18 protein-coding genes are annotated in these 20,562 nt (G+C 35.9%); all 18 read left to right on the top strand.

All coding sequences use genetic code 11. The annotated features are described in order from the left end of the window. Positions 1-8: 8 nt before the first annotated feature. The 18 genes from EAF07_RS07605 (at position 9) to EAF07_RS07515 (ending at position 20,458) form a co-directional block, all read left to right on the top strand. Complete coding sequence (locus EAF07_RS07605; RefSeq protein ID WP_121835984.1) at positions 9-1,010, top strand: DUF6625 family protein; 1,002 nt, start codon at positions 9-11, stop codon at positions 1,008-1,010. Positions 1,011-1,014: 4 nt separating this feature from the next. Then, entirely contained in the window at positions 1,015-1,923 is a 909-nt protein-coding gene (locus tag EAF07_RS07600; RefSeq protein WP_121835983.1) for a glycosyltransferase family 52, read from the top strand. Continuing rightward, positions 1,920-3,323, top strand: a complete 1,404-nt coding sequence (locus tag EAF07_RS07595) for an oligosaccharide flippase family protein (protein WP_121835982.1) — start codon at positions 1,920-1,922, stop codon at positions 3,321-3,323. Before EAF07_RS07600 ends, EAF07_RS07595 begins: the two co-directional genes overlap by 4 nt. Positions 3,324-3,329: 6 nt before the next feature. After that, positions 3,330-4,352, top strand: coding sequence for an N-acetylneuraminate synthase (gene neuB, locus EAF07_RS07590; protein ID WP_121835981.1), 1,023 nt, complete (start codon positions 3,330-3,332; stop codon positions 4,350-4,352). A gap of 6 nt (positions 4,353-4,358) precedes the next feature. Continuing rightward, positions 4,359-5,372, top strand: coding sequence for an acyltransferase family protein (locus EAF07_RS07585; protein WP_121835980.1), 1,014 nt, complete (start codon positions 4,359-4,361; stop codon positions 5,370-5,372). Further along, positions 5,365-6,516 carry a UDP-N-acetylglucosamine 2-epimerase gene (neuC, locus tag EAF07_RS07580; RefSeq protein ID WP_121835979.1) on the top strand — a complete coding sequence of 384 codons (1,152 nt, stop codon included), beginning with the start codon at positions 5,365-5,367 and terminating at the stop codon, positions 6,514-6,516. The genes EAF07_RS07585 and neuC overlap by 8 nt, the downstream gene beginning before the upstream one ends. After that, positions 6,513-7,142: an acetyltransferase gene (locus EAF07_RS07575; protein WP_121835978.1), complete on the top strand. Its 630-nt coding sequence runs from the start codon at positions 6,513-6,515 to the stop codon at positions 7,140-7,142. The genes neuC and EAF07_RS07575 overlap by 4 nt, the downstream gene beginning before the upstream one ends. 16 nt (positions 7,143-7,158) lie before the next feature. After that, the gene (locus EAF07_RS07570; protein ID WP_121835977.1) at positions 7,159-8,394 is read left to right on the top strand and encodes a cytidylyltransferase domain-containing protein; all 1,236 of its coding nucleotides are present in this window, start codon (positions 7,159-7,161) and stop codon (positions 8,392-8,394) included. A gap of 136 nt (positions 8,395-8,530) precedes the next feature. Then, on the top strand, positions 8,531-8,764 hold the full coding sequence (locus EAF07_RS07565) for a phage holin (RefSeq protein ID WP_121835976.1): 234 nt from the start codon (positions 8,531-8,533) through the stop codon (positions 8,762-8,764). Positions 8,765-9,244: 480 nt separating this feature from the next. Beyond that, a complete protein-coding gene (tnpB, locus tag EAF07_RS10795) occupies positions 9,245-9,481 on the top strand; it encodes an IS66 family insertion sequence element accessory protein TnpB (protein ID WP_245962712.1) in 237 nt (78 codons plus the stop codon). Between the two features lie 145 nt (positions 9,482-9,626). Continuing rightward, complete coding sequence (locus tag EAF07_RS07550; protein ID WP_121835974.1) at positions 9,627-10,838, top strand: Fic family protein; 1,212 nt, start codon at positions 9,627-9,629, stop codon at positions 10,836-10,838. 608 nt (positions 10,839-11,446) lie between these two features. After that, positions 11,447-11,770 carry a hypothetical protein gene (locus EAF07_RS07545; RefSeq protein ID WP_121835973.1) on the top strand — a complete coding sequence of 108 codons (324 nt, stop codon included), beginning with the start codon at positions 11,447-11,449 and terminating at the stop codon, positions 11,768-11,770. Positions 11,771-12,296: 526 nt separating this feature from the next. After that, the gene (pheS, locus tag EAF07_RS07540; protein WP_121835972.1) at positions 12,297-13,340 is read left to right on the top strand and encodes a phenylalanine--tRNA ligase subunit alpha; all 1,044 of its coding nucleotides are present in this window, start codon (positions 12,297-12,299) and stop codon (positions 13,338-13,340) included. A gap of 54 nt (positions 13,341-13,394) precedes the next feature. Next, complete coding sequence (locus tag EAF07_RS07535) at positions 13,395-13,916, top strand: GNAT family N-acetyltransferase (protein ID WP_183121677.1); 522 nt, start codon at positions 13,395-13,397, stop codon at positions 13,914-13,916. 243 nt (positions 13,917-14,159) lie between these two features. Further along, positions 14,160-16,601 carry a phenylalanine--tRNA ligase subunit beta gene (gene pheT, locus EAF07_RS07530; RefSeq protein ID WP_121835970.1) on the top strand — a complete coding sequence of 814 codons (2,442 nt, stop codon included), beginning with the start codon at positions 14,160-14,162 and terminating at the stop codon, positions 16,599-16,601. 70 nt (positions 16,602-16,671) lie between these two features. Then, a complete protein-coding gene (locus EAF07_RS07525) occupies positions 16,672-18,384 on the top strand; it encodes an McrB family protein (RefSeq protein WP_121835969.1) in 1,713 nt (570 codons plus the stop codon). Next, positions 18,374-19,717, top strand: coding sequence for a 5-methylcytosine restriction system specificity protein McrC (locus EAF07_RS07520; protein ID WP_121835968.1), 1,344 nt, complete (start codon positions 18,374-18,376; stop codon positions 19,715-19,717). The genes EAF07_RS07525 and EAF07_RS07520 overlap by 11 nt, the downstream gene beginning before the upstream one ends. Before the next feature lie 75 nt (positions 19,718-19,792). Further along, positions 19,793-20,458: a CPBP family intramembrane glutamic endopeptidase gene (locus EAF07_RS07515; RefSeq protein WP_183121676.1), complete on the top strand. Its 666-nt coding sequence runs from the start codon at positions 19,793-19,795 to the stop codon at positions 20,456-20,458. Positions 20,459-20,562: the final 104 nt, after the last annotated feature.

Raw genomic sequence — 20,562 nt, 5'->3', positions numbered from 1 at the left:
GAAAGTATATGAAAAAAGCTATTTTTATTATTCCCCATTTTGGAAAATTTCCAAATTATTTCCAGTTATTTTTAAATTCATGTGCAGGTAAAAAATATGTGGATTTTTTAATTTTTACAGATGATAGGACAGAGTATTGCTATCCATCAAATGTAAAGGTACATTATACTACCCTAAACGATATAGAGAAGTTAATCAATTCACAATTAGGATTAGAATCCAGGTTAGAACAAGCATACAAACTATGTGATTTTCGTCCTGCATACGGTCTAATTTTTAAAGAACATTTAAAGGAGTATGATTATTGGGGATATTGTGATACAGATTTGATATTTGGCGATTTGGATCGTTATCTTGAACCGGTGCTTGAAAAAGATTATGATAAATTGTTTTTTCTAGGTCATTGCACCTTATTTAAAAATAATGATGAAAATACTAAAATGTTTTTTGAAGAAATCAAAGGCAAGAAGCGATGGCATGAAATATTTCATAGTTGGGAAAGTCAACATTTTGATGAAGCTTTTGAACATGGGATTAACTATATTTATGAACAGAGTTCAAAAAAAGTATATAACGAAAATTTTAGTGCTGATATTTATACTCATGGTACAAAATTTTATGTTGTCAGGATGCCTGCTAAGGGTGGTATTATAAATATCAAAAAAGAAGGTTATGTAGATAGGGATGGAGATACACTTTTTGTTTATGATAATGGAAAAATTTTCCAATATTTCATGAAAGACAATCAATTAAAAAAACGTGAGTACATGTACATCCATCTTCAAAAACGAGAAATGAAAGTTACTATTGCTCCAAATAGCTCTTTGTATAAAATTATTCCAAATGTTTTTGAAAATCTAGAGTATAAAAATATTACCCCAGAAAATTTTCACTTAATTAGGAAGTATTATTTTAATTTTCACAAAATAAAATTGATTTATTCATTAAAAAAGAAGCATTTTAAGATACGTAAGAGAAGATTATTTGATAAATTAAAAGGAAGCAATTAATGATATGAAAAAATTATATGTGTGCTCTACTGTTTATCATTTGATAGTGGCGTTACTAAAGATTAATTTGGAAGAATACAATAAAATTGTACTTCTAGATGGCATCGTTGATGCAGAGAAGTTTTGTTTGAGGTTAAATGAAATAGATGGCATAGAAGCAGTTGTATTCACAGATAATCTAGTATATAGTCGTTATCCTATATATAAACAGGAACAACTGGATATGATGGATAAGCTATTGGAAAAAGTTAAAGAAATATATATGTTTATTGATGCTAATCATATTGGGTGGTATTTACATAGAAAAAAAATTAATTATCATTTATTGGAAGATGGTTATAATTGCTTTTTATATCCATCTCAGCATAAATATAGCTGGTGGCGATTTTTTTTAAAGGGTATCCCTAAAGTACATGGATATAGTAAATATTGTATAGATATTGAAGCGAATTCAATAGCTGGAATACCTCGTGATAGTCGCTATAATAAGTTTATTGAAGTTCCAAGAAAGCAGCTTTTTGAGGAGATGGAAGTTTCGAAAAAAGAGATAATTTTTAATCTTTTTGATTATGAACCGATTAAAATACAACAGCCATCTGTACTGATATTGACTCAACCGTTACATTCAGATGTTCAATGGGGAATGAGTTATGAAGAACATATTCAATTTTATTCAAAAATAGTAGAAAAATATTCTGATTATCATATCTATTTAAAAGTTCATCCTAGAGATTATACGGATTATAGTAAATTTAATGCTACAATTCTTTCAAATTCTTATCCAATTGAGATTTTAGACATATTTGGTGAGCATAAATTCAATATAGGTATTACACATTCCTCGACTGCTTTAGATTTTTTAAACTGCGTAGAAGAAAAAATAGTCTTATTTGATTTGAAGGATATGACATGAATACAAAAAAATTAATGACGTCTGGTGTGCTTTATACATTAGGGAATGTATTTGTTCAAGCAATTGGTTTCATTACTCTTCCAATATATACGCGGGTGCTTTCTCAAGAAGTATTTGGGAAATTTAGTTTATTTTCTTCCTATATGAGTATTTTAGGTCTGGTGATTGGTTTACAGGTAGCAGGTTCTTTGGGGCCAGCTAAAGTAAAATATGGAGGAGAATACGATAGATATGCTGTTAGCGCCTTTCATTTTTCCAATTTGTTTGCGATTGCTTTGATTATGATTATAATTTTATTACGAAATGTAATCGGAGATCTTTTGGGATTTTCAGGTCTGGTGATAACTCTTATGGCAATTCAGACATTTAACGGCTATTGTTCAGGTTTTTTGGGTTCCTACTTCATTCAAAAGCAAGAAAGCATTGCAAATTTTTTGCTTTCTCTAGGTAGTGCAATTATGACCACAACCATTTCTTTAGGGTTTATAACAGTGATGGAGGATGATTTCTTAGCGCGTGTTTACGGAGGAATGATTCCAAGTACCATTCTTATGTTAATTGCTGTATTGTATTTCGAGCAGAAAAAACAAGCATTTTTTGATAAGCGATATCTTTCATTTATTTTAATGATTTCTCTCCCATTGATTTTTCATCAACTTGGACATCTAATTTTGAATCAGCTTGATAGAATTATGCTTGGGAGAATGTTATCAATTAGGGAGGTTGCTATCTATAGCTTTGGTTATACGATGGGAATGATTATCCAAACTGTTTTGAATAGTATTAATTTAGCATGGATTCCATGGTTTTTTGAAGCTAAGAAAAAGGAAGACAAAGGGCTTAAACATTATACTTTACGTTATTTAGCGCTAGGGCTATTTTTGACATTAGGTTATTTAACGATTTTTCCTGATTTAGCTTTGATTATGGGTGGTGAAAAATATAATCAAAGTATTGATTTTATAGCAATGATTATTATTAGTTATTTCTTTGTTTTTCTTTATACTTTTCCAGTAAATATTCAATTTTACCATGCAAATACAAAGATGATTCCAATTGGTACGATTGCGGCAGGAGTGATTAATGTTGTTTTAAATTACTTTTTTATTCCTAAGATGGGAATTTATGGAGCAGCTTTTGCTACAGTATTATCTTATTTGAGTCTATTAATTTTTCATCATATAATTTCTAAAAAACGCTATCAGTATAATGAAGTAGGTGTCAAGTTGTACAGCTTACTATCTATGATTGCTATTGGGTATGCTCTACTGATGAATTATTTTTTAAATAGTTTACTGATACGCTGGAGTTTTGGAATTGGAGTTTTAATTGCATATGGAATTTATTTTAAAAAAGATTTGAAAGTAATTTATCAAACGATTGTCAATAAGAAAGGATAAAAATAAATGGTTTATATTATTGCAGAAATTGGTTGTAATCACAATGGTGATTTTCAACTAGCGAAGAAAATGGTGGATGTCGCAGTAGACTGTGGTGTCGATGCAGTCAAATTTCAAACTTTTAAAGCAGATAAGCTCATTTCTAAATATGCCCCGAAGGCAGATTATCAAAAAGTAACAACTGGAACAGAAGATAGTCAACTTGAAATGACGCGTCGTTTAGAATTGTCATTTGAAGAATATTTAGAGCTACGTGATTATTGTTTATCAAAAGGTGTAGATGTCTTTTCAACACCTTTTGATATGGAATCGCTTGATTTTTTGATATCGACAGATATGCCTGTTTATAAGATTCCATCTGGAGAAATTACGAATTTACCTTACTTGGAAAAAATTGGGCAACAGAAGAAAAAAGTGATTTTATCAACTGGGATGGCGGTTATGTCTGAAGTTCATCAGGCGGTTGAGATTTTACAGGCTAATGGGACGCAAGATATTTCTATCCTCCATTGTACAACAGAATATCCAACTCCTTATGAAGCCTTGAATTTGAATGTTATCCATACTTTGAAAGAGGCGTTTCCTGAGTTGACGATTGGCTATTCAGATCATAGCATTGGTTCAGAAGTACCTATTGCAGCGGTTGCCATGGGGGCAGAAGTCATTGAAAAACATTTTACGCTAGATAACGATATGGAAGGTCCGGATCATAAAGCTAGTGCGACTCCTGACATTTTGGCTGCCCTTGTCAAAGGCATAAGAATTGTTGAAAAATCTCTTGGACGTTTTGAAAAATATCCTGATCCAGTTGAAGAAAAAAACATGATTGTTGCTCGTAAATCAATTGTTGCGGCGCGTCCTATCCAAAAAGGAGAGGTTTTTACGGTTGACAACATTACTGTCAAACGACCAGGAAATGGTATTTCACCTATGGCTTGGTATGACATTCTAGGAAAAACGGCTCAAGAGGATTTTGAAGAAGACCAAAATATTCGAGATGATCGTTTTGTAAATCAAATTGAGGATTAATCCATCATGGTAGAGATGAAAAAAAGAGATTGGGGAATTGATGTTATTAAAAGTTTTGCAATAATATCAGTAATACTGCTTCATTGTTTAACGATAGCACAGCGTAGTAATTTAGTAGCCCCCTATCATATTTTGCATGCTGTCCCTTTGTTTATGATGGTTTCAGGTTATAGTTTTGCCCGTCGATATAGTAGTAGCCAGTCACTATTAGCTGATACATTAGGTTCTAAGCAGTATGTATTTAAGAGAATAAATCGTATTATATGGGCATATATAGTGGTTTTTGTGCTGGAAATGCTAGTATTGACGATTAGAGATGGACGGCTTCCTCAAGCTAGTCTTTACCTCTTGCTATCAGGAGGGATTGGTCCAGGATCCTACTACATTCCTTTGCTCTTTGAAATGATTATACTTCTTCCAATGGTTTTACTTTTAATGAGAAAACAGCCAGTTGGGGGAATTATCATCATTACAGTAATGAGCTTTTTAATAGAGTGGTTCAGAGATGTTACTCAGATGCCTAATGAAGATTATCGATTTAGCTTGATTCGCTTTGTCTTGCCAATTGAATTAGGAATGCTTTATGGAATAAGGCAAATACGACTAACAAAAGGTTGGGTTTTATTAGGAATATTAAGTGCTTGCTATATATTAGGTGTAGAGTATTTAGGATTAGAGAGTCTTGCTCAGCCTGATTGGAGAAGTCAAAATACCTTATCTTTCTTTTATCCATTTGTGTGGTCTATTTTCATCATGAGTAGTAATATCAAGGTTAATGCTGGTTGGTTGCAGCGGTTGTTAGTATTGGTATCATCTGCGACCTATCATATTTACCTGGTTCAAATGGTTTATTTTGCATTTGGATTCAATAAACTAAATCAGTTATTGGGAAATCTAGTATTAACAATGACCTTATTTAGTGTTCTTAGTTGTGTAAGTTTTGGTATACTATTTTATTTATTAGAGGAAAAGATACGTTTTGACGTTAGAAACTTATTAGGAAAGTGTAAACATGTATAATATTTGTTTGATAACAGGATCGCGGGCGGAATATGGTATTATGAAACCGTTAATTGAAAAGTTGTGGAATGATCCTGAATGCCAATTAGATATTGTGGCAACAGCAATGCATATGGAAGAAAAATACGGCATGACTTATCGTGTCATTGAGAATGATGGCTATGTGATTGCGAAAAAAATATTTCTAGATTTAAAAGATACCTCTAAGCAGACCGTGACAACGGCAATATCAACTCTGCAAGTGGCTTTATCCTCATATTTTTCTGAAAATTCCTATGATTTGATTGTGATTTTGGGAGATCGCTATGAAATGTTAGCTGTTGCTAATGTTGCTTTAATCTATAATATTCCAGTATGTCATTTACATGGAGGTGAAAAAACATTAGGAAATTTTGATGAGTATATTCGGCATGCCATTACAAAGATGAGCCATCTACACCTAGCTTCGACGGAAGACTATCGTCAGAGAATTATTCAATTAGGTGAGTCACCTGACAAAGTGATTAATACAGGATCTCTAGGAGTAGAAAACGCTTTAAAACTTCCGAAACTTCATAAAGGGGAGTTAGAAGAGCAGTTGGGGCAAGCATTACCTAACGACTATTATGTTGTCTTATTTCATCCAGTGACATTAGATGATGAACAGGATGCGGAAGCTCAAATTATTGCGTTACTCTCTGCACTTGAAATATTTAAAGAGTCCTATATCTTTATCGGTTCTAATTCAGACACTGGATCAGATTTAATTATGGCACAGATTAACCGCTTTTTAAAGAAACATAAAGGAAGTAGTCTTTATCGTTCATTAACGACACAGCAGTATCATTCGCTTATTCGTCATTCAAAAGGGTTGATTGGCAATTCCTCATCAGGACTAATCGAAGTCCCCTCGTTAGAGAAGCCAACGTTGAATATTGGAGATAGGCAAAAAGGGCGTCTACACGGTCCATCTGTTATAGATGTTCCAGTAGAACAGGATGCTATTCTAAAAGGATTACAACAGTTAAATACTATCAAGATATTTTGGAATCCTTATGAAAAGGAGAACTCTAGTCAGTTGGCTTATAAGGCAATAAAAAAAGCCCTAATTGATGGTATTACAACTGCTAAAGATTTCTATGATGTAAAGGGGGAATGTGAATGAAAACAAGAGTTGCATTTTTAGGAGCAGGAAGTTTTTCAGACGGAGTATTACCTTATTTAAATCAAGAAAAGTATCAGTTTATCGGCTATTTTGATGATAAACCGATAGAAAACTATCGAGGATTTCCGGTTTATGGGACTTTAGCAGATAGTGTGACCTTTTTAGAGGAGGGAAAGGTTGATTTAGTTTTTGTAACGATTGGGGATAATAAAAAAAGGAAAGAAATTTTTGAATTGATTTCAGAACAACATTATGATGCCTTGTTTAATATTATTAGCCCACAATCAGCTATTATGCCCACAGCACAACTGAGTGGAAAAGGTATATTTGTTGGCTTTTCAGCCTTTATTGGTTCAGATAGTGTGATTGGGGATAATTGTATTATCAATACATCAGCGATTGTAGAACATCACACCATTATTAAGGCACATTGTAATATTACTCCTAGGGCGACAATTAATGGTCTATGTAACATTGGACAAGGCTGTTATATTGGAAGTGGAAGTGTTCTTATTCAATTAGTTGAGTTGGCTGATGAAATAGTTCTTGGTGCAGGTGCTGTTGTGGTTAAAAGCCTTACGGAATCAGGGACATATGTTGGAACGCCAGCACGGAAAATAAAATAGAGTTGAGGATGTGAAGATGAGGCCAATTTGTTTGATACCTGCACGATCAGGTTCAAAAGGGTTACCTAATAAGAATATGTTGTTTTTAGATGGTAAACCGATGCTATTTCATACCATAGATGCAGCAATTAATTCAGGTTGCTTCGCAAAGGAAGATATCTATGTCAGCACAGATTCAGAACTTTATAAAGAGATTTGCGAGACTAGAGGGGTTTCAGTTATTCTGAGAGATAAGCATTTAGCGACTGATACAGCTACAACTTATGATATGTTGGAGGACTTTTTATTACCTTATGAAGATGAACAAGTATTTGTATTGTTACAAGTGACCTCTCCCCTAAGAAAGGATTGGCATATTAGAGAAGCTATTAGTTACTACACTTCTCATGATGTGGATAATGTAGTTAGCTTTTCTGAGATTGACAAACACCCTAGACTGTTTTCAACGTTATCAGAGGAAGGTTTTGCTCAGGATATAATCGGAGTTGATAGGGGATATCGTAGACAAAATCTAGAGACATTGTATTATCCAAATGGGGCTATTTATATTTCAGATAAACAAACTTACTTGTCGTCAAAAAGTTTTTTTACTCCAAAAACATACGCTTATAAAATGGATAAAGAATTTTCTCTAGATGTTGACACAAGAGATGATTTTACTCATGTTATTGGGCAAATTTTCTTTGATTATAAAAGAAGAGAGAAAGAAAACAAAGCATTTTATCGTAACGGTTTTAAAAAATTAGTAGATTCTAGTGCTCAAAGGGTTATTTTAGGAGACTCTAGAACATTAGATTTAAAAGTAGATGGATTTGTTAATTACTCTCAGGGAGGCTTGACTTTAGCGACTTTGCTAGAGAACATAGAATTAGTTTTGTCTGATAATGTTAAAGAAATTTTTTTATCAATTGGTGTTAATGATTTGATTACAAAGTACTCTATTAACACTATTTTTAAAAATTTTGAAAGGCTGTTTGATATTTTAGACTCAAAGGAAATAAAATTAAGCGTGACAACTATTGGTTATACTCTTTTTAGGGAAAATGTAAACAATAGTGATATTAATCAATTAAATAGATGGCTAGAGAGTTTTTGTACAGAACATCAAATTGCTTTATTAGATATTAATCAATATATTTCTAAAGATGGTCATTTAGATTATCATCAAACGACAGATGGTTTACATTTTAAGCAACTTACAGAGTATCAATTACAAGAAAAATATCAAGAATTTTTATCTAGTATTGAATAAGTGTTCATTTATACATAAATTGGGAATACGTGTTCGTTATATACGAATATTTTTTCTTAAAATATAGAAAATAGTTCTCAGTATTTCATTTTTTTAGTATGATAATGCTATAAAATTTGAAAAGGAGAAAATGTTTATGGATAATCTTAAAAAGCGGATGCATCGTCATATGTTTTGGATTGGTTTCGTTTCATTGGTATTGATGTTGGTGGATAATATTACTTCAGTTTATTTTCATATGAATCTGAGTGAACAATTAAATCAGATTGAGCAGACAATTTGTATTGTTTTAAGTATTTTACTCTTTTTAGGGATTTTAACGAATAAATCGGATAAAAAGAGTGTTGAAAAAACTATTTCGAAGAACTAATTTTTCTTTGACAACCTTATTTTCTAGTTACAATGACGGAAATTATTGTAGCCTCAGGAGGATGATGAAGCTATTTGGAAAAGTGGTTGTGTACGCGTAGGGATTTACTTATTTTTAGGGTATATGTAATTACTCAATAACTGGGTATCTATTATATTTTCCACGCCTCTAGTATACTGTTATCAGCAAACACAGTATACTAGAGGATATTTTGATGTCACAACCGTAACCGCCTAATAACGAAGTATCTATAAAAAACTTTCTCTCTCCGTTATACTGTCATTAGAAAACAGAAACGGAGGATTTTTATTATGTTACCCCCTATCGTCCCCTTGGGTTCGCCCCGTCAATCTTGTCAGAATGAAAAGAAAAGCAAAACTAATCTTCTCCTCAAATTAAGATTAGGTAAACTAGAAATCAGTTGTTTTTATCCCCTTGGTCAAGATCAACTAGAGCTTATTTTAGAAAAGGTACTTACATATGGCCATAAGACTCAATGATTTAGGGCTAGTCTTTCTCTTTTGCGGTGGACGTAAAGACCGCTTTAAGGCACTTTATTGGGACGGTCAAGGCTTCTGGCTACTTTATAAACGTTTCGAAAATGGAAAACTCACCTGGCCGAACACAGAATTTGACTGTTCAAAACTGAGGTCAATCTGTTTCTTAAAATTGACAAAAGCATTGCGTTTGATGTTTTTGATAAGTTTTTTGCCCTAAGGTCAAGAAGATATATTGAATGATTGAAATTTTAAATTAAATGACCATAAATAAACTTTAAAAAACTCTATTTTTGTTTGATTTGGTTTCGAATATGTGTTAAACTTTTTTAAAAATATCTATTTTTAAAAAAGTTGGAGAGATTATGACTTATAAAGAATTAAAAATCATCAAATTTCAACATTCAGATGACATCGAAAGAATATATCAAGAGAGGTTAAATAATATAGGCACAGTCAAGACAGAGATGTATCCTGTTTTGATGAAGCGTGGTGAAACAAAAGGGCATCGTTTTCCATTATTTGTAGTGCCTTTATTAGAAATTCAAATATTATCACAACAAATTCAGGAAAAATCAAATCAGATATTGTCTCTTAGTGCACAATTACCTCCAATTGCTCAGAATCATCTTTATAGGGAGCAATTATATCGAGCTGTCATTGATACGAATGAGATTGAAGGTGTCAAAACAACGAGACGAGAGGTTTCAGATGCCTATCAAGCGATTTCTGATGGAAAAGGGAGTGGTATTAGATTATTTTCCACAGTCAGACTTTATCAAGATATCTTGGAGCAGGAACCGTTTAGAATAGATACGATTGAATCTATCAGAGATATTTATGATAAATTAACAGATGGTGAAATAAGGCAAGATGATAAGCCTGATGGAAGATTGTTTCGAAATGGTCCTGTCAGTATTTTGGATGATAAAAATGGTAAAATTGATCACATCCCACCTATTATGGAAGAAACGATTATTCTTATGCTATCAAGCTGGATTCAATTTATTAATGATCGGACTATTCCTTTTTTAACAAAAGCCTTTTTAGCTCACTATTTTTTTGAAAATATTCATCCTTTTTATGATGGCAATGGTAGAATAGGTCGTTACATCCTATCGAGGTATCTTTCTCGAAAATTAGACATTTTTTCTGGATTGATGATTTCACAAAAAATCAATGCATCTAGATCGATTTATTATAAAGCCTTTCAAAAAACTGGCGATTTTGATAATCGTGCGGAAGGGACTTTCTTTGTCTGGGACATGATGTCTTTATTAGCTTCTGGACAAGATGATATGATTAGCATGTTGGAAGAAAAGATTGCCTTGTTAAATGATTTTTGGCAAGAGTTAGAAGAAGGTTCTTTTACAGATTTACAAAGAGAGATTATGTTTATTTTATTTCAGTCAACAACATTTACTGATGATAAAAAAGATGGTATTGAAGACAGGCAACTTATTGAATTTTTATCAGATAGATTTGCTAGAAAAAAAATCAAAGATACGATTAAATCACTTCGTGATTTGGACCATATTAAGCAAGTTACAAAAGCACCAAGTAGACATATTGTTTAGTGTTTTTTGGAAAATCTGAAATTTGGCATAGAGTGAGATGAGCTATTTTTACTATGCTATAGTATTTTAGCTTTAAAATAGTAAACTCGATTAAGATAAATTGTCTTAGTCACAATGAATTCCCCTTCAACATATGGTTGTTTCATAATATCTTATTGCTGGTATTTTTTGCAATCATTACGAGCGACGAAGTCGCCACAACTAGCACTTTCCGAAGTGGTGATAACGAGGCTGGGCAAAAACTCAAATTTCCGCCTTGTTGTTGAAAATTAAACAAAATAAAATGGCTTAGAATTAACGTTTTTGACGACGTTACTCTAAGCCATTTGCTATTTTTTAGACTTTTTGCCCAGCCTCGTGTGGGGGTGAAATTGTCCACTGGACAATTTCAGCCTGAGCTTAGAAAACAGAGAGCGAAGGAGACCTAGGCTCGCCAAGAAAGAATGGAACTCTGTAGGAGGGGAGGTTCTGACACTGACTTCGTCAGCTTCATTTCCCACCTCAAATGGTCTCCCAGACCTTTTGAGCGCCCCACACCACATTAGGAGAAGTGCTAACAAAAATACTAAATAAAAACTAATTGACTTTATCACAATCGTTTCGAGTTGATGAATCAAGAACAGTTATTTGGTCGATTATTAGAGGAAATTTTATCTGGATACTCTAATCGTTTAGAGTTAATTAGCAGATACGAAGAAGGTTTGAAGTCCAATGATCCCTACCGAGTGAGAGATGTGATTTCAGATGAAATTCAGCGTGGTATGGAAAGTGTTTCAAGTAGGGATAATTACCACCATCTGATTAGTTATTTAAAAGTGTTAGAAGTTTATCCAGATGGTAAAGTGATTAGTCAAAAAGTTGCAGCAAGGTGGAAAAATGATTACCCACGTCGTAAAGCGATGTTAGAAGAATTGAAGTTTGCGGGTTTTTAAGTTTGTGTATGTGACCAATTTGGGGAAGTGGGATTGCCTATCTCTTAAACCAAGTTCCGGTATTTTTCGATGTGTTTTTTTACTGTTAATGACGATGTTCTATTTGCCAGCTCTGCAATTTTTTGGTAAAATATTTTTAATTGAATAGAGCCTTTGAGACTAGTAACTAGGTGGCAGATGACAGGGAGTGGGAATCGTGGACTGGAAGTTCCCTCATGGAAAGCTTAGTGAATTCACTCAAGTCAAGGTTAGCAAATTAAGGTCTTTTAGACGAAAACGGATGGTACCGCGTGTCAACGCTCCGCTTATGGAGTTTTGGCATGCGGTTATTTGTTTATCATTTGGATTCTTGATGCTATTCAACATATGAGTTTTTAAATTAAAGAAAGGAAGGTTTGGTTTAGCGAGATAGTTGAACTGAACACGCCCTAATAGCTTGGTCAAAAAGATGAGCACACCTAGATGCAAGTATCTGCGTTATGCTCCCTGTTTTGATGGTGCTGTTTACGGGCTTTGTATTATAGATATGGATTTACAGGCACAGTTAGAGGAGTTGAAGGTTTCAACTCAGGCTAAATTAAAAGAAATGCATGGAGATCACAGTAAGGAATTGCAAGACTTACGTGTCGCTGTGTTGGGGAAAAAAGGGTCTTTGACAGAGCTGTTAAAAGGGCTTAAAGACTTATCAAATGACATGAAACCAATCATTGGTAAACAAGTCAATGAAGTCCGTGACGTTTTGAATGCGGCATTTGAAGAAACAGCAAAGATTGTTGAAGCCGCTAAAATTCAGCGCCAATTGGAAAGTGAAAGTCTTGATGTGACATTACCAGGGCGCCAGATTAAAGTAGGGAACCGTCATGTATTGACGCAAACATCAGAAGAAATTGAAGACATTTTCCTTGGTATGGGCTTCCAAGTGGTGGATGGCTTTGAAGTGGAGAAGGATTACTACAACTTTGAGCGCATGAACTTGCCAAAAGATCACCCAGCGCGTGATATGCAAGACACTTTCTATATCACAGAGGAAATCCTGCTTCGTACACACACCAGTCCTGTGCAGGCTCGTACCCTCGATGAACACGATTTTTCAAAAGGACCGTTGAAGATGATCTCTCCAGGGCGCGTGTTCCGTCGTGATACGGATGATGCGACTCACAGTCACCAATTCCACCAAATTGAGGGACTTGTGGTTGGGAAAAATATCTCAATGGGAGACCTCAAAGGGACGCTTGAGATGATTGTTCAAAAAATGTTTGGTGCAGAGCGCAAGATTCGTTTTCGTCCATCGTACTTCCCATTTACCGAGCCATCTGTTGAAGTGGATGTGTCATGCTTCAAATGTGGTGGCGATGGCTGTAATGTCTGCAAGAAAACAGGATGGATTGAAATTCTTGGTGCCGGCATGGTTCACCCACAAGTTCTTGAAATGTCAGGTGTCGATTCTGAAGAATATTCAGGTTTTGCCTTTGGTCTTGGTCAAGAACGTATTGCCATGCTCCGATATGGTATTAACGATATTCGTGGCTTCTATCAAGGCGATGTGAGATTTAGTGAGCAGTTTAAGTAGTAATTGCGTTTTGAAAAAGAAATGTATTAAGGATTAGAGGTAGAACGAATGGTTATGACAGTAGGGATTAAACCTGTAGTGAAAGAAGAAGTGCCAATTTTGCAAGAACTGGCTATGAAAACATTCAGAGAAACTTTTGAGGAGAACTATACTGAGGAACAGTTGCAAACTTTTTTTGCGAATCAGTATGATAGGGCGGTATTGTCAGAAGAACTGGACCATTCAGAAACGGAAGTTGATTTTCTTATGGTTAATAATGAGCCAGTCGGGTATCTGAAACTAAATTGGGGAAATGCCCAAACAGAAAGAAAGTTAGATGATGCTTTTGAAATCCAGAGAATCTATATTTTGAAAGCCTATCAGGGTCAGGGATTGGGGAAGATGCTTTTTGATTATGCACTTGAGACTGCCCAGGATATGGACAAATCTTGGATTTGGCTAGGTGTCTGGGAACATAATACCAAGGCACAAGCTTTTTACGCCAAATATGGCTTTGAAAAATTCTCCGAACATGCCTTCCCTGTTTCAGAAGACAAGATTGATATAGACTGGCTACTCAGAAAACGTTTGAAATAACGCTCAGATGAGAGATAGGCTTCTTACAGTAATGCATTGAAGACTGGATAGCGATCCCAGCTCTGGCGCTACTTTTGCTATGGTAAAACTAACCAAACGAACAAGGTTAGTTTGGTTAGTCGGAAACATTGAGACCTTAGGCTCAATTTTTAGGTATGGAACCGTAGGTTCGCTACCGTCCGCACCACTTAAGAAAAGTACCAAAAATAACAAAAGAAAAAATAAACAAAGAAAGAAAAAATCATGCTTGTATCATATAAATGGTTAAAAGAGTTGGTGGACATTGATGTTCCGTCAGCAGAATTAGCAGAAAAAATGTCAACGACAGGGATTGAGGTTGAGGGCGTTGAAAGCCCATCAGCAGGTCTGTCAAAATTAGTGGTTGGTCACGTGCTCTCTTGCGAGGATGTGCCAGATACACATTTGCACCTGTGTCAAGTGGACACTGGTGATGAAGAGCCTCGTCAAATCGTCTGCGGTGCACCGAACGTGACTGCTGGCATCAAGGTTATCGTGGCGGTTCCAGGCGCTCGTATTGCAGACAACTACAAAATCAAAAAAGGGAAAATCCGTGGCATGGAGTCACTTGGGATGATTTGTTCTCTTCAAGAGCTTGGACTTCCAGACAGCATTATTCCAAAAGAATTTTCTGATGGTATCCAAATCTTGCCTGAGGAAGCAGTGCCTGGCGACAGCATTTTCCCATACCTTGATTTAGATGACGAAATCATTGAATTGTCGATCACGCCGAACCGTGCGGATGCCCTTTCTATGCGTGGTGTTGCTTACGAAGTGGCTGCCATTTACGGCAAATCTGTGCATTTCCCTGAGAAGGCTTTAGTGGAAAATGGCAAAGCTGCTGCTGATGTGATTTCTGTCGCTATTGAAAGCGATAAGGTAGCAACTTACGCCAGCCGTGTGGTGGAAAATGTGACTGTGGCACCAAGTCCACAATGGTTGCAAAACCTCTTGATGAATGCAGGTATCCGCCCAATCAATAACGTTGTCGATATCACAAACTATGTCCTTCTTTACTTTGGACAACCAATGCACGCTTTTGACTTTGATAAGTTTGAAGGTAATGCTATCGTGGCTCGTGATGCGCGTGACGGTGAGAAATTGGTTACTCTTGACGGTGAAGAACGCGAATTGACAACTGATGACATCGTCATTACAGTAGCAGATAAGCCAGTTGCCCTTGCGGGTGTCATGGGCGGTCAATCAACTGAGATTGATACTAACTCTAAAAATGTGGTTCTTGAAGCAGCTGTTTTCAACGGTAAATCAATCCGTAAAACCTCTGGTCGCTTAAACCTTCGTTCAGAAAGCTCATCACGTTTTGAAAAAGGGATTAACCTTGAAACCGTTACGGAAGCCCTTGATTTTGCGGCAGCGATGCTGACAGAATTAGCAGGTGGTGAGGTCCTTTCTGGTCGTGTTCAAGCTGGAGCAGTTGAGACAAGTCCAGTGGAGGTCTCAACGAGCCTTGACTATGTCAATGTGCGTTTGGGAACAGCCTTGACGTATGCTGACATTGAAGCTGTCTTTGCAAAACTTGGTTTTGGTTTGTCTGGCAATGCAGAGCGATTCACTGTGGCAGTACCTCGTCGCCGTTGGGACATCAGTATTCAAGCAGACTTGGTGGAAGAAATCGCTCGTATCTACGGTTATGATAACTTACCAACCACTTTGCCAGAAGCTGGAGGAACCGCAGGTGAATTGACCGTCACTCAAAAACTCCGTCGTCAGGTTCGTTCAATTGCAGAAGGTACTGGTTTGTCAGAAATTATTTCTTATGCTTTGACGACACCAGAAAAGGCCGTTGAGTTTACAGCAGAGCCAACTCAGGTTACAGAACTCATGTGGCCAATGACGGTTGACCGTTCTGCCCTCCGTCAAAATGTGATTTCAGGAATGCTTGATACGGTAGCTTATAACGTGAACCGTAAAAATAGCAATGTGGCTATTTATGAAATCGGAAAAATCTTCCACCAAACAGGCGATGTGAAAACAGAACTGCCACAGGAAGTGAATACCTTTGCCTTTGCTATTTCTGGTTTGGTGTCTGAAAAAGATTTCCAAACACCAGCCGTACCAGTTGATTTCTTCTATGCGAAAGGGATTCTTGAAACCCTCTTTGACAAACTTGGTTTGACCAACAATAATAGTTTTGGTTTTAATGAGATCGATACTATAAAGTATGATAAATTGAGTAATTTGTCTTCTATGCATCCTGGTAGAACAGCTCAAATAACTTTTTTAGGCGTTCCGATTGGATTTGTCGGTCAAGTTCACCCACAAACAGCCAAAGATTACGGTATTCCAGAAACATATGTGGCTGAAATCAATCTTGATGCTGTTGAAGCTGCTATAACGACTGAGCAAGTCTTCCAAGACATCACAAAATTCCCAGCCGTATCTCGTGACATTGCTCTGCTATTGGATAAACACATCACGCATCAAGCGATTGTAGGAGCTATCGAGAAGGCGGGCGTGAAACGCTTGACAGCCATCAAACTCTTTGACGTGTATGCCGGTGCTAACCTTGGTGAAGACAAAAAATCAATGGCTTACAGCCTAACCTTCCAAAATCCAACCGATAACCTCACCGACGAAGAAGTCGCAGGTTACATGGAAAAAATCACTAAAGCTCTCATCGAAAACGTCGGAGCAGAAGTGCGATAGGAACAATGAAATCTACTCGAAAGGGTAGGTTTTTTTGGTATAATGAAGGGGATAAGAGAAAGGGGAGTGTATGGAAAACTTAGAGTTTAGTTTGATAATAACAAAAGAATCTATTGAATCAAATGATGTTAATTTCACGATTGATAACATCTCTGATGGTGATAATTATAAGTTTTTAGATGTTTATTTTGAAAATAATTTAGGAGAGAAACGTCGGCGTAATTTTAATAAACACGAGAGAAAAGGAAATCAAACTTTACCACGACTGGCATTTCAATTATATGAATATGAGATTAGCAAACTTACTAAAGAAGAGAAACTTAACTTTCCTACGTGTAGATATACTACAAAGAGTGAGGCAATAAGAGGAATTTTTGAATCAAGTGTAGAATTTAAGCAGTACAGAAATACCATTGAGTTCCTAGAATATAAGGGTAAAGAAAATAATTTTGTGATTTACTGCTGGAATATCTTTTCAACCCTATTGTTTATCCAAGAGTGCCTGTTAAGGTTTGGTGATGATGGTGATAAATTTATCTTGAAATATAGGAGAAAACCGAATAATAAATCAGGGACTCTCTTAGAAGAAAATTCGGACTTACCAACATTGAAAAATACCTATGATAAAGAAATCGACATGTTGAAAAAATCTCGTAACCTCATCTTCCGTGGTGCTCCTGGGACTGGTAAGACCTACTTGGCTCGTCAAATGGCAGCGGAGATGATTGGTTGTTCCGTTGATGAGTTAGGAGAGCATCCGCAGTTTGGCTTTGTACAATTCCATCCAAATTATGATTACTCAGATTTTGTTGAAGGCTTGCGCCCAACAACGGTAGGTGACAGTATTGGTTTTGAATTGCAAGATGGTATTTTTAAGGCATTTTGCAAGGAAGCAATAGCTGCAACTGAGCAAGGTGGGCAAGATAATTTTGATGAAGCATGGCTAAGTTTTTGGGAAACTGTATCTGGGGAAACAGATAGTTACAAAATGAAGACGCTAACGGGTAAGCCAATGAACTTAATTGCTTTTGATAGAAATGGAAATACAGGAGTAACAGAGAAAAGTTCCAGCAGTCTATTTTTCAATTATAACCAATGCTATAAGGTTTATCGTGGCTTTCCAGGAGTTCCAAAAGGTGGCTTGGATAATTATCGTAAAGCTATCATTCAAGAGATGAAAGACAAATTTGGGCTAAAAGAGTATAAAGCTCCAGTTGCTCAAACAGCAGAAGGTAAACCGTTCATCTTTCTCATTGACGAAATCAATCGTGGAGATATGGCGAAGATTTTTGGGGAGTTGTTTTTCTCTCTTGATCCGAATTATCGTGGTAAGACTGGTGCTATCTCGACACAATATGCCAATCTCCATGAGTCAGAAGAAAAGTTTTACATTCCAGAAAATGTCTATATCATTGGTACTATGAATGATATAGACCGTTCTGTTGATAGTTTTGATTTTGCCATGCGTCGTCGTTTCCGATTTGTGGAAATTACGGCAGAAGATAGACTTGATATGTTGGACGAATTAGGAGAGCAGTCTGCTGAAGCTAAAATTCGACTAACAAATCTCAATACTGCTATTTCCAACATTGAAGGTTTGGATAGTCATTATCATATTGGCCCAGCTTATTTCCTAAAATTAAAAGAAGTTGATTATGAATTACTTTGGTCTGATTTTATTGCGCCTCTTTTGGAAGAATACCTACGTGGCAATTACAATGCAGCAGAGGAGCTAGCTAACTTAAAAGAAGCCTTTGAGGATACAACTGATTATGGAAATTAAGGATAATCATTCTTATCACATAGAAGTCTTTTCGACTGCTTATCCCAAACTATATCAAAAGCTAACTAATAAAACGTTGCAAGAATTGGCGACAAACGAGCATCTCCTGATTTTTCCACAACAATTTGCAGATAGTGATGACTTGGAAGACAAAAATATGGTCTTGGAGCAAATTAATCATCAGTTGAAAACTGGGAATATCGTAGGCTTCATAGGGTGCGGTGAGGAGAAACTGACCATTCGTTCACGATTTTCAATGGGTGAGGATGACTATTTTTTACACTACCTGTTGCAAAAAGTCCTAAAGCTAAATCTTGTTGATTTATCGCTTGATTTTTCATTTGAAGACAGCTTGTACAACTTATTGCTCTATCTTTTTCCGAAGTATTTATCAGATGCCTTGGCAGTAGGGATTTATAAGGAGTATCGACAGTTTCAGTTTAATGATAATCGGGTGAAAGGAACCATCAATATCGCCCGCCATATCAAAGAGAATACACCGTTTCAAGGGACGATTGCCTATGATACGCGCCAAATGACCTATGATAATTCAGTGCTTCACTTGATTCGTCATACCATTGAAGTGTTAGGAAAAACAGAGCAAGGCAGAAGGCTATTAGCTTCTGATGATATGGTCAAAAAACAGGTTGAGGTTATTCGTGACCATACGCCTACCTATCAAGCCAGTCAAGGGCAGACTATCATCAAAAACAATAAGCGGCGCTCCGTTAGACACGCTTACTATAAACCGTACCGTCAGCTGCAACAGCTTTGCTTGCTGATTTTGGCAAGACAAAAGCATGATTTTAAAAAGTCTCCTAACCAAATTTATGGGATTCTCTTTGATGTTTCCTGGTTATGGGAAGATTATTTAAATGGCTTGTTGCCTAGTGAGTTCATCCATTCAGATAATCGTAAGAAACGAAATGGTTTGTCACTGTTCTTAGATCACAAGCGGACAGTTTATCCTGATTTTTATATAAAAAATGGTCAACTGGTTTTGGATGCTAAATATAAAAAGTTAGAAAGTAGTGAAAAAGGGATTAGTCGTGACGACCTTTATCAATTAATAACCTACGCTCATATTTTTCAGGCTAAAGAAGCGGGGTTAATTTACCCTAGCATAGACAAAACGGGACAAAAATCTCTGATTGGAAAACTCAATGGCTACGGTGGTCAGTTGTTTAAAGTATCTTTACAAATCCCACAAGGCAGTCAGACATTTGAGCTTTTTCAGTTTCAAATGGCAGCATCAGAAAAACAATTTATCACGATTGTTTATGGCCTCGTTACTGATGGAATAGATCAAAACGTCGGAGCAGAAGTGCGATAGGAACAATGAAATCTACTCGAAAGGGTAGGTTTTTTGGTATAATGAAACTAGTTTATGAAATTGGAGACGAATGAAATGACCAAAATGATTTTTGATAAAATGAGAGTTCTTGGTTTAGCTTTTGTTTTAATATTAACGGTAGTCTATTCTCCAGAATATACCCTTCCAATGAAGTGGTGGTCTGGTTCCGTGAAAGAGAAGTTATTAGCCTATTTTATCAGTATAGTATTCTACCTCATCTTAGCCCTTATTATTTTTAAAATTGTAAAATCTTATCAGCTCAGTCATGATATAAGAGAGAAATTTCAATGGAAATACCTCATTTTTATCCTGTTAGCTTATTTCTCATTGGAAATCATTGATGTGCTAATAGATATTTGGCTGAACGCTATTGGAAAGACAGAGACAGCCAATCAAGAGGATTTGAATCAAATGGCGGGTCAATTTCCTTTTGTTGTTACTCTGATTAATAGTGCTATTGTAGCTCCTATTGTAGAGGAAGTTATGGTTCGTGGGCTATTAAATAAGGTACTTTTTAAAAACTGGCGTTTGGTAGGGATTGTGTTTAGCTCGCTTGTTTTTGGACTCTTTCATGGTCCAACTGATCTGCCTTCGTGGTTCTTTTATGCGGATGGTGGTCTTGTCTTTGCTTTTTTGTATGAAACAACAGATGATTTGACCTATCCTATCCTCCTTCACATTTTTAACAATTTTTTAGCAACTGTGATTAACTGGCTTTGACTGATAATCTGGAGTTTTTCGTTAAACAACGCATCTTTCGGGGTGCGGATTTTTTATTTTTTGATATACTAGAGTTAGTCAATCGTCAACTTTTTGGCGAAGGT

The sequence above is a fragment of the Streptococcus hillyeri genome, assembly GCF_003686955.1.
GTDB lineage: Bacteria > Bacillota > Bacilli > Lactobacillales > Streptococcaceae > Streptococcus > Streptococcus hillyeri.
This window is presented reverse-complemented; position numbering and strand designations above follow the sequence as displayed.

Coding starts and splice junctions, on each gene's coding strand:
- EAF07_RS07605 (WP_121835984.1), top strand. CDS start 9: ATGAAAAAAGCTATTTTTATTATTCCCCATTTTGGAAAATTTCCAAAT.
- EAF07_RS07600 (WP_121835983.1), top strand. CDS start 1,015: ATGAAAAAATTATATGTGTGCTCTACTGTTTATCATTTGATAGTGGCG.
- EAF07_RS07595 (WP_121835982.1), top strand. CDS start 1,920: ATGAATACAAAAAAATTAATGACGTCTGGTGTGCTTTATACATTAGGG.
- neuB (WP_121835981.1), top strand. CDS start 3,330: ATGGTTTATATTATTGCAGAAATTGGTTGTAATCACAATGGTGATTTT.
- EAF07_RS07585 (WP_121835980.1), top strand. CDS start 4,359: ATGGTAGAGATGAAAAAAAGAGATTGGGGAATTGATGTTATTAAAAGT.
- neuC (WP_121835979.1), top strand. CDS start 5,365: ATGTATAATATTTGTTTGATAACAGGATCGCGGGCGGAATATGGTATT.
- EAF07_RS07575 (WP_121835978.1), top strand. CDS start 6,513: ATGAAAACAAGAGTTGCATTTTTAGGAGCAGGAAGTTTTTCAGACGGA.
- EAF07_RS07570 (WP_121835977.1), top strand. CDS start 7,159: ATGAGGCCAATTTGTTTGATACCTGCACGATCAGGTTCAAAAGGGTTA.
- EAF07_RS07565 (WP_121835976.1), top strand. CDS start 8,531: ATGGATAATCTTAAAAAGCGGATGCATCGTCATATGTTTTGGATTGGT.
- tnpB (WP_245962712.1), top strand. CDS start 9,245: ATGGCCATAAGACTCAATGATTTAGGGCTAGTCTTTCTCTTTTGCGGT.
- EAF07_RS07550 (WP_121835974.1), top strand. CDS start 9,627: ATGACTTATAAAGAATTAAAAATCATCAAATTTCAACATTCAGATGAC.
- EAF07_RS07545 (WP_121835973.1), top strand. CDS start 11,447: ATGAATCAAGAACAGTTATTTGGTCGATTATTAGAGGAAATTTTATCT.
- pheS (WP_121835972.1), top strand. CDS start 12,297: ATGGATTTACAGGCACAGTTAGAGGAGTTGAAGGTTTCAACTCAGGCT.
- EAF07_RS07535 (WP_183121677.1), top strand. CDS start 13,395: ATGACAGTAGGGATTAAACCTGTAGTGAAAGAAGAAGTGCCAATTTTG.
- pheT (WP_121835970.1), top strand. CDS start 14,160: ATGCTTGTATCATATAAATGGTTAAAAGAGTTGGTGGACATTGATGTT.
- EAF07_RS07525 (WP_121835969.1), top strand. CDS start 16,672: ATGGAAAACTTAGAGTTTAGTTTGATAATAACAAAAGAATCTATTGAA.
- EAF07_RS07520 (WP_121835968.1), top strand. CDS start 18,374: ATGGAAATTAAGGATAATCATTCTTATCACATAGAAGTCTTTTCGACT.
- EAF07_RS07515 (WP_183121676.1), top strand. CDS start 19,793: ATGACCAAAATGATTTTTGATAAAATGAGAGTTCTTGGTTTAGCTTTT.